Origin of the sequence: Prochlorococcus sp. MIT 1223 (assembly GCF_034092465.1) — a bacterium.
Classification (GTDB): Bacteria; Cyanobacteriota; Cyanobacteriia; order PCC-6307; family Cyanobiaceae; genus AG-402-N21.
The window spans coordinates 230,525-242,700 of record NZ_CP139303.1; the positions used below are offsets into that span (position 1 = coordinate 230,525).

General features: G+C 33.7%; 16 protein-coding genes. 7 read left to right on the forward strand and 9 right to left on the reverse strand.

Translation table 11 applies throughout. The features are described from left to right. Window positions 1–49: 49 nt before the first annotated feature. Window positions 50–817, reverse strand: coding sequence for a 1-(5-phosphoribosyl)-5-[(5-phosphoribosylamino)methylideneamino]imidazole-4-carboxamide isomerase (gene hisA / locus SOI85_RS01195; RefSeq protein WP_320664409.1), 768 nt, complete (start codon window positions 815–817; stop codon window positions 50–52). 99 nt (window positions 818–916) lie between these two features. Here hisA and SOI85_RS01200 point away from each other — a divergent pair, with 99 nt between their 5' ends. Beyond that, window positions 917–1,837 (forward strand): NAD-dependent epimerase/dehydratase family protein, encoded by a 921-nt coding sequence (locus tag SOI85_RS01200; protein WP_320664410.1) that lies wholly within the window; start codon window positions 917–919, stop codon window positions 1,835–1,837. Here SOI85_RS01200 and SOI85_RS01205 read toward each other — a convergent pair. Further along, window positions 1,806–2,375, reverse strand: coding sequence for a CDP-alcohol phosphatidyltransferase family protein (locus SOI85_RS01205; protein ID WP_320664411.1), 570 nt, complete (start codon window positions 2,373–2,375; stop codon window positions 1,806–1,808). The two genes, SOI85_RS01200 and SOI85_RS01205, sit on opposite strands and share 32 nt — an antisense overlap. 259 nt (window positions 2,376–2,634) lie before the next feature. On the opposite strand from SOI85_RS01205, the gene SOI85_RS01210 reads away from it, so the two are divergent. The 3 genes from SOI85_RS01210 to SOI85_RS01220 are packed head-to-tail and all read left to right on the forward strand — an operon-like array spanning window position 2,635 to window position 4,397. Next, window positions 2,635–3,246 carry a PCC domain-containing protein gene (locus SOI85_RS01210; RefSeq protein WP_320664412.1) on the forward strand — a complete coding sequence of 204 codons (612 nt, stop codon included), beginning with the start codon at window positions 2,635–2,637 and terminating at the stop codon, window positions 3,244–3,246. Next, entirely contained in the window at window positions 3,243–3,455 is a 213-nt protein-coding gene (locus SOI85_RS01215; protein ID WP_320664413.1) for a DUF6737 family protein, read from the forward strand. Before SOI85_RS01210 ends, SOI85_RS01215 begins: the two co-directional genes overlap by 4 nt. 51 nt (window positions 3,456–3,506) lie before the next feature. Next, entirely contained in the window at window positions 3,507–4,397 is an 891-nt protein-coding gene (locus SOI85_RS01220) for a GNAT family N-acetyltransferase (RefSeq protein WP_320664414.1), read from the forward strand. Window positions 4,398–4,419: 22 nt separating this feature from the next. Here SOI85_RS01220 and SOI85_RS01225 read toward each other — a convergent pair whose 3' ends face one another. The 3 genes from SOI85_RS01225 to nth all read right to left on the reverse strand — a co-directional run bounded on the left by SOI85_RS01225 (window position 4,420) and on the right by nth (window position 6,022). Continuing rightward, entirely contained in the window at window positions 4,420–4,602 is a 183-nt protein-coding gene (locus SOI85_RS01225) for a hypothetical protein (protein ID WP_320664415.1), read from the reverse strand. 32 nt (window positions 4,603–4,634) lie between these two features. Then, window positions 4,635–5,288, reverse strand: coding sequence for an SDR family oxidoreductase (locus tag SOI85_RS01230; protein ID WP_320664416.1), 654 nt, complete (start codon window positions 5,286–5,288; stop codon window positions 4,635–4,637). A gap of 80 nt (window positions 5,289–5,368) precedes the next feature. Then, the gene (gene nth, locus SOI85_RS01235; RefSeq protein WP_320664417.1) at window positions 5,369–6,022 is read right to left on the reverse strand and encodes an endonuclease III; all 654 of its coding nucleotides are present in this window, start codon (window positions 6,020–6,022) and stop codon (window positions 5,369–5,371) included. Window positions 6,023–6,196: 174 nt separating this feature from the next. Here nth and SOI85_RS01240 point away from each other — a divergent pair, with 174 nt between their 5' ends. Together SOI85_RS01240 and SOI85_RS01245 are read left to right on the forward strand one after the other, a co-directional pair. Then, on the forward strand, window positions 6,197–7,255 hold the full coding sequence (locus SOI85_RS01240) for an ABC transporter ATP-binding protein (RefSeq protein WP_320664418.1): 1,059 nt from the start codon (window positions 6,197–6,199) through the stop codon (window positions 7,253–7,255). Between the two features lie 119 nt (window positions 7,256–7,374). Next, window positions 7,375–7,929, forward strand: coding sequence for a ferritin (locus tag SOI85_RS01245; RefSeq protein ID WP_320664419.1), 555 nt, complete (start codon window positions 7,375–7,377; stop codon window positions 7,927–7,929). 17 nt (window positions 7,930–7,946) lie between these two features. Here SOI85_RS01245 and SOI85_RS01250 read toward each other — a convergent pair whose 3' ends face one another. From SOI85_RS01250 to SOI85_RS01260, 3 genes are all read right to left on the reverse strand, one after another. Next, window positions 7,947–8,219 (reverse strand): pilus assembly protein, encoded by a 273-nt coding sequence (locus tag SOI85_RS01250; protein WP_320664420.1) that lies wholly within the window; start codon window positions 8,217–8,219, stop codon window positions 7,947–7,949. A 5-nt stretch (window positions 8,220–8,224) separates the two neighbouring features. Then, window positions 8,225–8,818, reverse strand: a complete 594-nt coding sequence (locus SOI85_RS01255) for a Crp/Fnr family transcriptional regulator (RefSeq protein WP_320664421.1) — start codon at window positions 8,816–8,818, stop codon at window positions 8,225–8,227. A 291-nt stretch (window positions 8,819–9,109) separates the two neighbouring features. Then, window positions 9,110–10,168: a chlorophyll a/b binding light-harvesting protein gene (locus SOI85_RS01260; protein ID WP_320664422.1), complete on the reverse strand. Its 1,059-nt coding sequence runs from the start codon at window positions 10,166–10,168 to the stop codon at window positions 9,110–9,112. A 257-nt stretch (window positions 10,169–10,425) separates the two neighbouring features. On the opposite strand from SOI85_RS01260, the gene SOI85_RS01265 reads away from it, so the two are divergent. Beyond that, window positions 10,426–11,157: an AhpC/TSA family protein gene (locus tag SOI85_RS01265; protein WP_320664423.1), complete on the forward strand. Its 732-nt coding sequence runs from the start codon at window positions 10,426–10,428 to the stop codon at window positions 11,155–11,157. 219 nt (window positions 11,158–11,376) lie between these two features. Here the strand turns inward: SOI85_RS01265 and SOI85_RS01270 are convergent, their stop codons facing one another. After that, complete coding sequence (locus tag SOI85_RS01270) at window positions 11,377–12,174, reverse strand: ABC transporter ATP-binding protein (protein ID WP_320664424.1); 798 nt, start codon at window positions 12,172–12,174, stop codon at window positions 11,377–11,379. Window positions 12,175–12,176 lie beyond the last annotated feature (2 nt).

The window sequence follows — 12,176 nt, forward strand, 5'->3', positions numbered from 1 at the left end:
CAGAAATATATTCGCGAAATTGATTATGCTCCTATCTTTATCTTGATTTTCATGCGAAATAACTATTAGTTTTTGTGAAGTCCTGAAGCCTTGGGCTTGATAAAGCTTTTTGAGCATTTTTTAAATCAAATTTCTTGTCGTAGAGTGCTCTCCCGACAATTACTCCTTTAACCCCTTGCTCTTCTAGGGGTATGAGAGATAGAAGGTCAGCTATAGATCCGATCCCACCTGATGCGATTACAGGCACTTTACTCACTTCAGCTATTGATCTAAGTGATTCAATGTTTGGTCCTTCAAGCGTTCCGTCAGTTGATATGTCAGTACTTATTATTGCCGCTATGTCTTGATTCGAAATTTCCCTAGCCAGATCTGTTGCATTTATTTCGCTTTGAGTTATCCAACCTCTAGTTGCAACTTTTCCATCCTTAGCATCTATCCCTATAATTATCCTGCCGGGATACATGTTGGTCAATTTGATTACCAGATCAGGTTGTTCAATAGCAATAGTTCCAAGAATTACTTTTTCAATTCCATAATTTAAAAGTTGTTTCGCTCTTTCAATGCTTCTTATCCCGCCTCCAATCTGAATTGGGATTTGCAATGATTTAGATATTTCTAAAATTGGTTCATCATTACTAATATTTCCGGTCTTGGCGCCATTAAGATCCACTAGATGTAATCTTTTAGCTCCATTCTTTTGCCAGTAAATGGCTTGAGACTTTGGGTTACTACTGAATTGAGTTACTTTGTGGTAATCGCCTTGATTTAGTCTCACACAATTCCCATCAAGAAGATCTATTGCAGGAATTACTTCCATTTTTATTAAAAGCAGTTACTTAATACATATTGCATCGCAACCATTTGTTTTGGCAGCTATTTACGCGCTTCAATAGAAGAGTTGTCATTTTGAAGACCCTTGAAAATTCTCATTATTGGTGGGACCAGGTTTATTGGAAAATCTCTTGTAAGGAAATTAGCAAGTAAAGGTTACGAAATAACCTTGTTTACAAGAGGCCTTAACCCTGTACCTGATTTTGTTGAGCATATAAAGGGAGATCGACATGTCCAGGATGATCTTCAATCTCTAGCTGGTAGGAATTTTGATGTAATTACAGATTCTTCTGGAAGAACCTTAGAAGACAGTAAAAGGATAATTGAGATAACAGGACATCCTAATTTGAGGTTTATTTATATAAGTTCGGCTGGTGTTTATCAAAAATCGGAAGTACTTCCTCTAAATGAGGAATGCTTAATAGATGAAAATAGTAGACATATCGGTAAGTACTTAACAGAAATTTGGTTGAAGGAGGAAAAGATTCCATATACAAGTTTCAGGCCTACATATATATATGGCCCAGGAAATTATAATCCAATTGAGAAATGGTTCTTTGATAGATTATTGAACAAAAGGCCTATACCTATTCCTGACAATGGTCATACGATAACTCAATTAGGCCATGTTGAGGATTTAACTAGTGCAATAGCAAAATCTCTTGAATCTGATAAAACGCTTAATCAAATATATAATTGTTCTAGCAAACAAGCCGTTACCTTCAAAGGCTTAGTTTATATAGCAGCAAAAGCGTGTGGTGTTATTAAATCTGATATAAATCTAACATCATTTAATTCTTCAATGCTAGATAGTAAATCTCGAAAGGCTTTCCCATTAAGGCTTGAGCATTTTTATACTGATATATCCAAGTTAGAAAAAGACATTGATTGGACGCCAGAATATGACATAAATCAAGGATTTATTGATAGTTATAATAATGATTATCTTCTTAATAGAAATAATGAAATAGATTTTACTTCTGATGAGAAATTGATTGACTCCTAATATATCCTAGGGCTGAAGTAAGAGCTAGTAGTAATGATGGCCAGAATATATACCAACCTATCAAATTTAACTTTAGTTTTATATATATACCTCCAAGTTCTGCTGGCCATAAAAGAAGGATAATGCTAAAAAACTGTAAGAAAGTTTTCACTTTAGCTCCAACAGAGGCTGGCCCACCACTTGGTATATCTGATCTCCATGTAGAAACAACTATTTCTCTAGTTAATAATATCCATACTGACCATAATGGAAGTAAATTAATTTTACATAGCCATATTATCGGAGCTAATAATAGTAATTTATCTGCGAGAGGATCAAGTTTAGAGCCGAAGGAACTTACTGTTCCTGAGAGTCTTGCAATCTTTCCATCTAATATATCTGTTAATCCTCCTATTAATATTAAAGCCCAAGCTAATAACAACTTATTGTAAGTTAGCAAAATAATAATTGGTAGGCCAATAAGACATCTAAATATGGTAAGGAAATTAGCTAATGCACGATACTTACGATTTCTTAATAATAAGTTATTTTCTTTCATATGGTTAATTGTTTAAATTTAGATGGTAATCTTCATAAGAAATAATATATATATATTTTACAGGAAGGCATATTTCCCCATAGGAAATGTGATAATAAAGAAATAAATCAATGAAGAATGACCTATTTTTTACTTTTTGTGCTCCTAGCGTCGTTGGTTAGTATGACCTATATTGTTGGTAGGTTAAATAGTAATTAAATTTATTGAAAATGCTCTTTATTGCTTAATTATATTGTAAAATTTAAAAAAAATATTTTCTATGAGATTAAAAAACATAAGACTTACTAAGTCAACAGATTTACTAATTAGTCTAGAAGAATTATCTAAGAAGGAAAAGTTAGAAGGTTATGTATTAAGTATTGTAGGTGACTTATCAACTGCAACTTTTAAGTGCCCTAACCACGAAGAAATAAAAAAATTATCAGGTCACTTTGAGATAATATCTTTAGGAGGAACAATATCTCCTCATAACACACATCTCCATTTGAGCGTATCAGATGATAAATGTCAGTTATTTGGCGGTCATTTAGAAAAAGGTTCACTAGTATTAAAGGCAGTTGATATATTGGTTGGCTTTTTAGATCTAGATAATGAACACCAAAACAGTCAGTTACCAATTAGTCTAATAAATAGAGTAGAAGTCTATATTTTAGAGGGATGTCCTTGGTCTAAGAGAGCAGTTCGGCTTTTAAAAATGTTAGATATTCCACATAACATTATTACTCTAAAAGATGACGACGAGTTTGAAAAATTAAACAAAAGATCCCATTCTACAACTTTTCCTCAGATCTTTATTGATGGATCTTTTGTTGGTGGATACGACGAACTAGTTAGGTTGAGTAACGAAGGACATTTATCTAATCTAAAATGAATCTAGATAGCTTTACAAAGTCATTTAACGATTATTGGAATAGTAAGCCATTCTGGTGTCAGCCTTGGTCGATAATCCTTTCAGGAATAACCTTAATTGGTTTTACTTGGTTTGTCTTTTCTAGTTATTTCTTCTCAATAATAATTACATTAATTGTCTTAACTTGGTGGATATTATTCTTAATCATAGCCCCTAAGGCTTCTACTTAATAGCGATAAAGTAAACTTATTTATTTTATCTAACCTCTTCTAATTAAATTGATGATAAATTCTTTTAGTATAAGAAATCTTCAATTTGAAGATATACCAATTATTACTAACTGGGCAAAAATAGAAGGATTTGCTCCTGGAGTAGGAGATGTTTTGATTTATAGAAATACAGATCAACAAGGCATCTGGACTGCTTGCCTTGAGGGTAAGCCTATAGGTTGTATTGCAGGGGTAAAGTATAATCCTAACTATGGATTTATAGGCTTATTTATAGTCTTAGAGCAATACCGTGGAAACGGTTTTGGAATTCAACTATGGAAACATGCTATAAATTATCTTAAAGATGTCCCCTTAATTGGTTTAGAGGCAGCTCCTAACAGAATCAACGATTATAAAAAATGGGGATTTGAAATATGTTCTACTACTACAAGGTGGCAATGTGAATGTATTGACGAGCTTGTGGGCCCGAATTTATATACTGATTACGAATTGGAAGGATTTGTTATTCAGCAAGCAAATGATCTTCCTTCAAGTGGGGTTCAAATTTATGATGCAAGTAGAGAAACAACTCCAAGACCTCATTTTTTGTCAGATTGGCTTGACCGTAAAGAAGGAAGCGTTTCAGTTCTATTAGACAAAAATCATATCTGCCATGGATTCGGGAGAATTAGACCTTGTTTGTTAAAGGCTGGAAAAGGTTGGAGAATAGGTCCCTTGCTAGCAGATACTCCTCCTCTTGCAGAAATGCTCCTTCGCAGGTTGATCTCAAGTCATTCTGGAACAATTCTGATTGATACACCGGGATTAAACCCTTATTCAAAATATTTATTAGAAAGCTTAGGCTTTAGTGAAGTTTCTCGTACTTTCAGAATGTACAAGGGTATTCATCCACCAGTATCTAATAACCAGGTATATGGATTGGCTTGCCTTGAACTTGGTTAGAACTTTGTTTTAATAAGTTGTATTAACGTATTTGCTTTTTTTGCTTCTTTAATTCTAACTCAAGTTGTTCTATTAAATTTGTTACTAATGACTGAAACTCTGGTTGGCATCCCCTAAAGGCAGCCTTATGTCTTACTGTTTCATTCCGTGTTCTTAGATCAGTAAGCATTAACTGCAGAGCATCTATTTTTGCATTGGTTTTCATATTTATATAAATTAATTTTTAAAATCATACATCTATATAGCCTTACCTAGAGCTAATTTCTTTTGTTGTGAACTACTTGTTATTTCAATGATCCTTCCAATAGATTTTTTTTCTTTTAAACAGTCTATACAACATCTTGCGACAAGACGTCTAGGAATTGAACCATCCTCTTGATTGTCTTTCTCTGAATAAATAATTCCTTCATTTTGTATATCCTCCTCTCTATCATTAAGTCCTCCTGGTCTTATTATAGTCCAGTTTATATTGCTATTCTCCAGGGCTTTCTCTCCTATCCTTTTCCAAACAAGTATTAATCCAAATAAATTTAAAGGGTGTAACCAACGTCCAGCACAAAGTGAACTAACAAGGATAATTCTTTTAACACCTACCCTTTTGCAACTTTCAACTTGATTAATAACAGCAATTGAATCAATCTTAGCTGGTCCTGTTAGGTCAATGGAAGGTCTAGCCCCAGTTGCAATAAATAATGCTTCAATATCATTTAATGAATCATCTAATTCTTGTTTATTGAATAATGATATATTTAAACGACGGCAACCTTCGAGTGATTTTGGTAAGATTGAGTTAGGTCTAACAATTAAAGTTACTTCATGACCTTTAGCTATAGCTTCTTCTGCAATTCTGTATCCAGTTTTGCCAGATGCCCCACTAATTGCTACCTTCATAATTTCTTAAATAGTATTCATTCTATACCTTGATCATTAAATTAGGCTAGTTAGGATGCAATTTTTTTTCTGGCTATTCTCTAAGCTTTTTTATGTAAAAAAGGTTTACTCCTATTGGGGTAAAGCTCTACACATAGATTACATAAAGTTCCGTCACATCCTTTGGCCGTACAGTATTCACGTCCATAAAATATTATCTGAAGATGTAATTTGTTCCATTTGTCTTTTGGAAAGATTCTCTTTAAATCTTTTTCTGTTTGTTTAACATTAATACCATTCGACATTCCCCATCTTTGTGCAAGTCTATGAATATGTGTGTCAATGGGAAATGTAGGTATACCGAATGATTGTGCCAGTACAACACTAGCTGTTTTATGACCTACGCCAGGTAGCGATTCTAAATCCTTAAAGTTATTAGGTACTTTACTATTAAAATCTTCCTTTAATTTATTAGATAAATTAAACACATTTTTTGCTTTTGTCTTGGACAAACCTAATTGTCGTATAAATTCGTAAATTTTCTTTTCTCCTATCTCAATCATTGCTTCTGGATCAGATGCAATTCTAAATAATGGTTTAGTTAATTCATTTACTTTTTTGTCTGTTGATTGTGCACTTAAGACAACAGCTATTAGTAATGTAAAACTATTCTTATGGTCAAGGGGTATTGGGACCGTCGGATATAGCTCTTCTAGTCTTTTCATAATAACTTCGCTACGTTCTTTTCTGTTCATAAATTAAAACTTGATTAAATATTCTATAGATCTACCTTCTAGTTTTAAAAAGCTTTGTTTGATTATATTAGTATAATTGGTTACACGGTTAATTCTTTTTATCTTGTATTTACACTTTTAAATCAATTTCGTGCCTTTAAAGATAAAATGCTATGACGAGGAGTTTTCAACAAGGTGAAAGAAATTCATTTAGAAATAATTGATTTATGGCATCGACATGTCTCTTCTGATTCAAAAAGTCCCACTTTAAAATCGATTAGTTTAAATATAAACAAAGGTGAACTTATTGGCCTTGTAGGTCCTTCTGGTTGCGGCAAAACTACTCTACTTAGATTAATTGCAGGCTTTGAATCACCTATTAAAGGCAGAATACTGCTTTCTGGGAAGGAAATTTCTAGTAATTCAAGATTAGTACCTCCAGAAAAAAGAGGAATAGGTATGGTTTTCCAAGACTATGCACTATTCCCTCATTTATCTGTATGGAAGAATGTATGTTTTGGCTTAAATAGGAGATCTGATTCAAAAAGAGCAAAATGGCTCCTTGACTTACTTGGCTTGTCAGAACTTATTGATCGCTATCCTCATCAGTTGTCTGGTGGTCAAAAGCAGAGATTGGCTTTGGCTAGAGCACTAGCTCCTGGTACCTCAATAGTTTTACTTGATGAGCCTTTCAATAGTCTTGATCTTCAGGTAAGAATAAGACTGAGAAACGAGTTATCAGATGTTTTGAAAACATGTTCTGCAACAGGTATTTTCGTCACTCATGATTCTCAAGAAGCCCTTGCTATTTGTGATCGAGTAGCAGTAATGAAAGATGGAGAGCTTCACCAATGTGATTCTTCTAAACAATTAAGAAATAATCCACGAACTTCATTTGTTGGAGAATTTGTTTTTCAAAAAAACACAATTCCTATTAAATTTAACGATAATAAATTTTCGACTCCTTTAGGAAAAGTCAGTTTAAATGAATCTAACATTACTAATCCAGATATCCTAATGTTTGATCCAGAAGCCTTGATAATTGATTCCTCTGAAAAGTCAAATTGTATAATTAAATCAATCGAATATTATAATACTTACTCTATAATCACAGTTAAACTATTAAATATCCTTCTGAGAGTTAAAAGTACAGATCTAAATGAATATTCTATTGGCCAGGAATGTTATATAAGGTTTAAGAACAAGCAGCCAGTATTACTTTATCCAGGATCTCATAAATCAGAAATAAATTAATTATATTTATTGAGATTCAATCTCAATCGATACATATTTAACTTTGGCTCGCATATTGATCGATGCCATGTATCATTTATTACAAGCTTCAATTGAATTGCTTCTAGCTTTTAAAATCGATGGATCAAATTACTCGGAAAGCAATTGAATTAAATAAAGGTCCTGCTGGAAGAGCAATTGCTCAACCTATGGAGGAATCCCTGATTCATGCTCTATACGAACACATAACGCTAGAAAGGTCGGCAAGCGCACAATATCTAGCATTATCACTATGGTTTGCTGAAAGAGAATTAAGAGGATTTGCAAAATTCTTTGAAAAAGAATCTCGTGAGGAGATGGAACACGCTTCTTCCTTCTGCAAATACGTTGTAGCTAGGGGACAAACTGTAGTGCTTGATCAATTAGAAAAGCCTAATCAAGATTATGTTTCTATCCAGGACATTATTAGTGAAACATTTCAAATGGAGGTAGACGTAACTACTTCCCTTCAGCAAATATATTCAATGGCTGAAAGATCTAATGATGCCAGAACTACAGTTTTCTTGGATCCAGTTATCGAAGATCAAATTAAGTCTGAGGATTATTTCGCATATTTGATAGGTAAGGTTAAATTCGCAAATGAAAATTCATCTTCTATTTTAATAATAGACAATGAACTAAGTAGTATTAATTAGAGCTACCGAATAAAAAATTAAATCTTGATTAAAGTTCTTCCTATTATTTCATTTAGCAAATCAATAGAAAGACTGTTTCTCATACATTGAGTTTCTAAGATAGTTGCCATTTCTTTAATTGAAACTTTCCTTTTGTTTAAATGAGATAGTTCGTTATTAAGACGTCTAATAAGAGATTGATTCTTGCAATACGTCAAAGAAATCATTATAGATTGTGATCTTAACTTTATATACTCAATCTCTCTACATAAGCCTGAAATTATAGAGTCTGAGTTTGTTATAGGTTTCATTGTATTTACGCTGTCAATGGAGAGGATTCTATAAAGGTTGGAGCCAGGCTTAGTGTTTGCTCACCAGCAGGAGCTATAAGTAAATTCGCAGATCTAAGTCTTGAAATTAATCGAGTCGAAGTTACTCGCGTTGAGCCTATTAACTCTCCTATTCGTTCATGTGTAAGTCTAAATGGAAGTTGACACCAGTTTCCGCATCTTCTGCCAAGCCTATTTACTAATAGGGCAAATAAAGCTTGCAGTCTTTGCTCCGCATTGCCTAAATGTCTTATTCGTAGTAACTGCAAAGTCCATTCGTTTACCGCGTCAAATCCACTAGTTTCATTGATCTCAGCATCACTCCTGAAGCAAAGGGAAGTTAGAGCTTCTACGCATACTCCTTCACTACATAATCTATCGGTTCTTAGTTGATCTCCAGCTTGAAGGAAAGCAAGAGTCATCCCTTCTGTCTCCTCACAGGGGCAATAAACTCTTGCTATGCCTTCAATAACCTCTAGACAAGCATTGCCTGATCGAGCAGAAGGGTCAATCAGTACCGATTGACCAGTTGCCATTCGTACAGCAGAGATTGATGTATCTGGCAGAAAGCGGAAGCTCATTTTTTTATCTACAGAGCCTGTTTACTCAAATCAATTTACACATCAAGCAGGCCTTTTTGCAACCGATTCTCAATAACAATAAGGTTGTTGAGAGTTTTAATCTGAAAAGCACATCGAGATGTAAAAAAAAGTACTTTATGAGGTCATATGCATAAGCTTTTCAAGACTTTATTGATCTGTTCCCTATGCTTTCAATGCTCTTTATGATATTAAAAAATTTAGTTAAGCAATAAAAAAAGCCCCACTAAAGTGGGGCTTTTTATTAGCTAAGAAGTAAATACCTTTAAGTATTTAGTTTCCAGTGATTTTTGCGTTTTCCATATTGTCAAACGCTTTACCAACACGCTTAAAGTCAAATCCCATAGCTCTTAAGGCATGCCAGAGGTGTCCCTGAATGAAGAAGAAGCCAAGATAGAAGTGAACGTTCGCTAGCCAAGCGCGTGCTGTATGAGCATCTGCAGCTAGTGAAGAATCAGTGTCAATAAAATAAGGAGCAAAATCGAACTGAAGCTTTAGAACGTCTCCAAAGAATTCAGTTGGATAAACAGTTGTGTTTGTTGAACTCCAGAAAGCAGCAACGATAGCCATATAGCCAACACCTGCAAGAGAGTAAGAAAGTACCGCTTCTGCAGAAAGTAGGCCTTTACCTTTGAATTCGGTGTACTCACCAAATTGCTTAGTAACTATGTGGAATACGCCACCAATGATTTGGAAAAATGCTAGGAAAGCGTGACCACCCATTACATCTTCCAAATTAGATATTTGAAGAAAATCTGCTTGGTGGTTCCAAACCATTCCTAAGTCTAGGTTGTACGAAACTGTACGAGTAGCTCCTAGAGCAGAATCCCAAATTCCATGATATTGAGCCCATTCAACGAATTGAATGTTTGCAAGACCAAGGAAAATAAGGTGATGACCAAGGATAAAGGTCAATCTGTCTGGATCGTCCCACTCAAAGTCGAATTTCTTAGGGCGACTTCCAGCTGGATAGTTACCTAGATCTCCGTCATATCTTGTGGAGTGAAGGATTCCACCGGCACCTAAGACGCCAGAGAAAATTAAGTGTAATACGGCAATAACTGTGCAGCCATAAGGCTCTGTAATTACACCGTTTTCAATTCCACCTATTCCTAATGTTGCGAGGTGAGGCAAGCAAATCAGGTTCTGATTCCCCATAGGGACAGAAGCGTCGTAACGAGCTAGCTCAAAAAGTGTGAACGCACCTGCCCAGAACATCATCAAGCCAGCATGGGCAGCATGCGCGGCGATAAATTTCCCTGAGCGGTTGGTCGTTCCTGAATTACCCGCGTACCAGTCATAGGTAACGTTGGGGTTCCCGTAGGTCTGCACGAGATAAGAACGTAAAAGGACCCAAAGAGCTTATTTCATAGTTGGTGAAGTGCGAGATACCTTCACATTGCTTATTAAATTTGTAGGTTTTGTACACATTTGAAGGAACATACGATACCTGTAAATCTGTAACAATCGAGACTCTTAAGGGTTTTTGCTGTTTTATGAAGTGTCTCTTGATTCTGAAGATCTCTTTTTTGGTAAATGCTTTGAATTTAATATTGACTAATATTTTTGGCTAAAACATAAAACTTACAATGGATTATTCAAGAATTATAAACAAATATTTACCAGATATAGAGCTTTTTCAAGCTAATAAACCGACGCTATTGATAATTCTTGGCTCTTTTGGAGATTTTGATAGTTTCGAGTATGGACAATTAATTTCTAGGAAACTTGAGGTTCTACAAGAGTTGAATATAAATTTAGTTGCGATTGGGATTGGTAGTCAAGAATCGAAAATCAAATTTTCTAATTTCACGAGATTGCCACATTCATTCCTGTTTAATGTAGAAAATAACTATCTTCACAATGATCTGGGCCTTGAAGATGGATATAAATATGACCTTGGCCCATTCTTTAACTTGATTTTAATGTGTACAGGGTTTAATTCTCCTGGAACTTTGAGAGAGGTACTTAGAGGCTATACAGGCGACAAGTCTTCTGAAGCAATTTTTTTAAAGGAAGAAACCATATCTTTACTACCATTCTTTTCTATAGAGACATCGTTGTTTAATAGATTAAGAAATAACAAATCTCTTCGTCCATTTGAACTAGCATCTCAGCGCCTAATAAATATGGTAGAAGTATTATCGAATTGGAATAAATATGTTCCCATCAATAAGTTTATAGTCCAAAGAGGAGCAACATTACTCTTTAATGAAACCGAGCAACTAGTTTATTCATATATGCCTAAGTCACTCCTCTGTTTTTCTGAGACTATGGATAAACCATTGGAATTTATAGATAGTAACCTTAGAAATAAATAATAAAATGAATTATAAGCAATGCAATTATTGTGCAAGTAAAAATATAAGAGCAGATAGAGCTCTTGGAGGACGTTTTGTTTGTATGGCCTGTGGTAAAATAATTAGTTCAAGATCTGTTAATTATAATTTGAGCACAAAATATTCTGGAAATAATCGAATTATAAAATTTGTTTTAATAGCTTTAGTTATTTTTATATTTATCATAGTGATTTAATAATTTTAATTCGGCATTGATCTCCAGTAACCATTATGTTTAAATAATTTGATATTGGTATCAAATAATTTATTTATTTTATCTGTTGTTAATATACTATTTGAATCACCTTGGTCAATAAGCCTACCTTGTTTAAATAACATAATTCTAGTTGTATCTTTTATTATAGTTTCTAAATTATTTGTAACGACAACTAAGGTTATTCCCTTTTTAATTAATTGTTCAACAATATTAAATAGTCTCAGAACTTCTTTAATATCTAGATTTATTGTAGGTTCGTCTAAAATAAGTATTTTAGGTTTATTGACAACTGCTCTAGCAAGCAAAACTACTCTTTTTTGTCCATCAGATAAATTACTATAATTAGCTGATATAAATTCCTCAGTAAACTCAAATATGTCTGATATATGCTTAATAGCTTTCTCCACGTTTTTGTTTCTATAATGATTTATATTAAATCCAATCGTCCCATAAAGAGCGGAGCATATAACTTCTTCTACTGACATATTGCGATTTATTCTTTTATCTAGTTCTATATTTAAGAAACTAATCTTGCTTCTTAACTCCCATATATTTATATTCTTTTTGCCAAATATTTCTATGGTCGAATAATCATTGAATACTGGATATATCTCTCGACTGATTAACTTTATAAATGTTGATTTCCCAGATCCATTAGGACCTAATATCGTAATAACTTCTTCTTCTTTGAGTTCAATATTTATTTTTGAAAGAATAAGTTTATTATCTTTTACTACGTCTATATTCTTTAGTTTTAGCCAAGTATTATTTGTTACTAGCATTT

Excerpts from the sequence above, each read along its gene's own strand:
- SOI85_RS01270 (WP_320664424.1), bottom strand. The coding sequence starts at position 12,174 with ATGCTAGTAACAAATAATACTTGGCTAAAACTAAAGAATATAGACGTA.
- SOI85_RS01245 (WP_320664419.1), top strand. The coding sequence starts at position 7,375 with ATGGATCAAATTACTCGGAAAGCAATTGAATTAAATAAAGGTCCTGCT.
- nth (WP_320664417.1), bottom strand. The coding sequence starts at position 6,022 with ATGAACAGAAAAGAACGTAGCGAAGTTATTATGAAAAGACTAGAAGAG.
- SOI85_RS01250 (WP_320664420.1), bottom strand. The coding sequence starts at position 8,219 with ATGAAACCTATAACAAACTCAGACTCTATAATTTCAGGCTTATGTAGA.
- SOI85_RS01220 (WP_320664414.1), top strand. The coding sequence starts at position 3,507 with ATGATAAATTCTTTTAGTATAAGAAATCTTCAATTTGAAGATATACCA.
- SOI85_RS01265 (WP_320664423.1), top strand. The coding sequence starts at position 10,426 with ATGGATTATTCAAGAATTATAAACAAATATTTACCAGATATAGAGCTT.
- SOI85_RS01225 (WP_320664415.1), bottom strand. The coding sequence starts at position 4,602 with ATGAAAACCAATGCAAAAATAGATGCTCTGCAGTTAATGCTTACTGAT.
- hisA (WP_320664409.1), bottom strand. The coding sequence starts at position 817 with ATGGAAGTAATTCCTGCAATAGATCTTCTTGATGGGAATTGTGTGAGA.
- SOI85_RS01205 (WP_320664411.1), bottom strand. The coding sequence starts at position 2,375 with ATGAAAGAAAATAACTTATTATTAAGAAATCGTAAGTATCGTGCATTA.
- SOI85_RS01255 (WP_320664421.1), bottom strand. The coding sequence starts at position 8,818 with ATGAGCTTCCGCTTTCTGCCAGATACATCAATCTCTGCTGTACGAATG.
- SOI85_RS01215 (WP_320664413.1), top strand. The coding sequence starts at position 3,243 with ATGAATCTAGATAGCTTTACAAAGTCATTTAACGATTATTGGAATAGT.
- SOI85_RS01210 (WP_320664412.1), top strand. The coding sequence starts at position 2,635 with ATGAGATTAAAAAACATAAGACTTACTAAGTCAACAGATTTACTAATT.
- SOI85_RS01230 (WP_320664416.1), bottom strand. The coding sequence starts at position 5,288 with ATGAAGGTAGCAATTAGTGGGGCATCTGGCAAAACTGGATACAGAATT.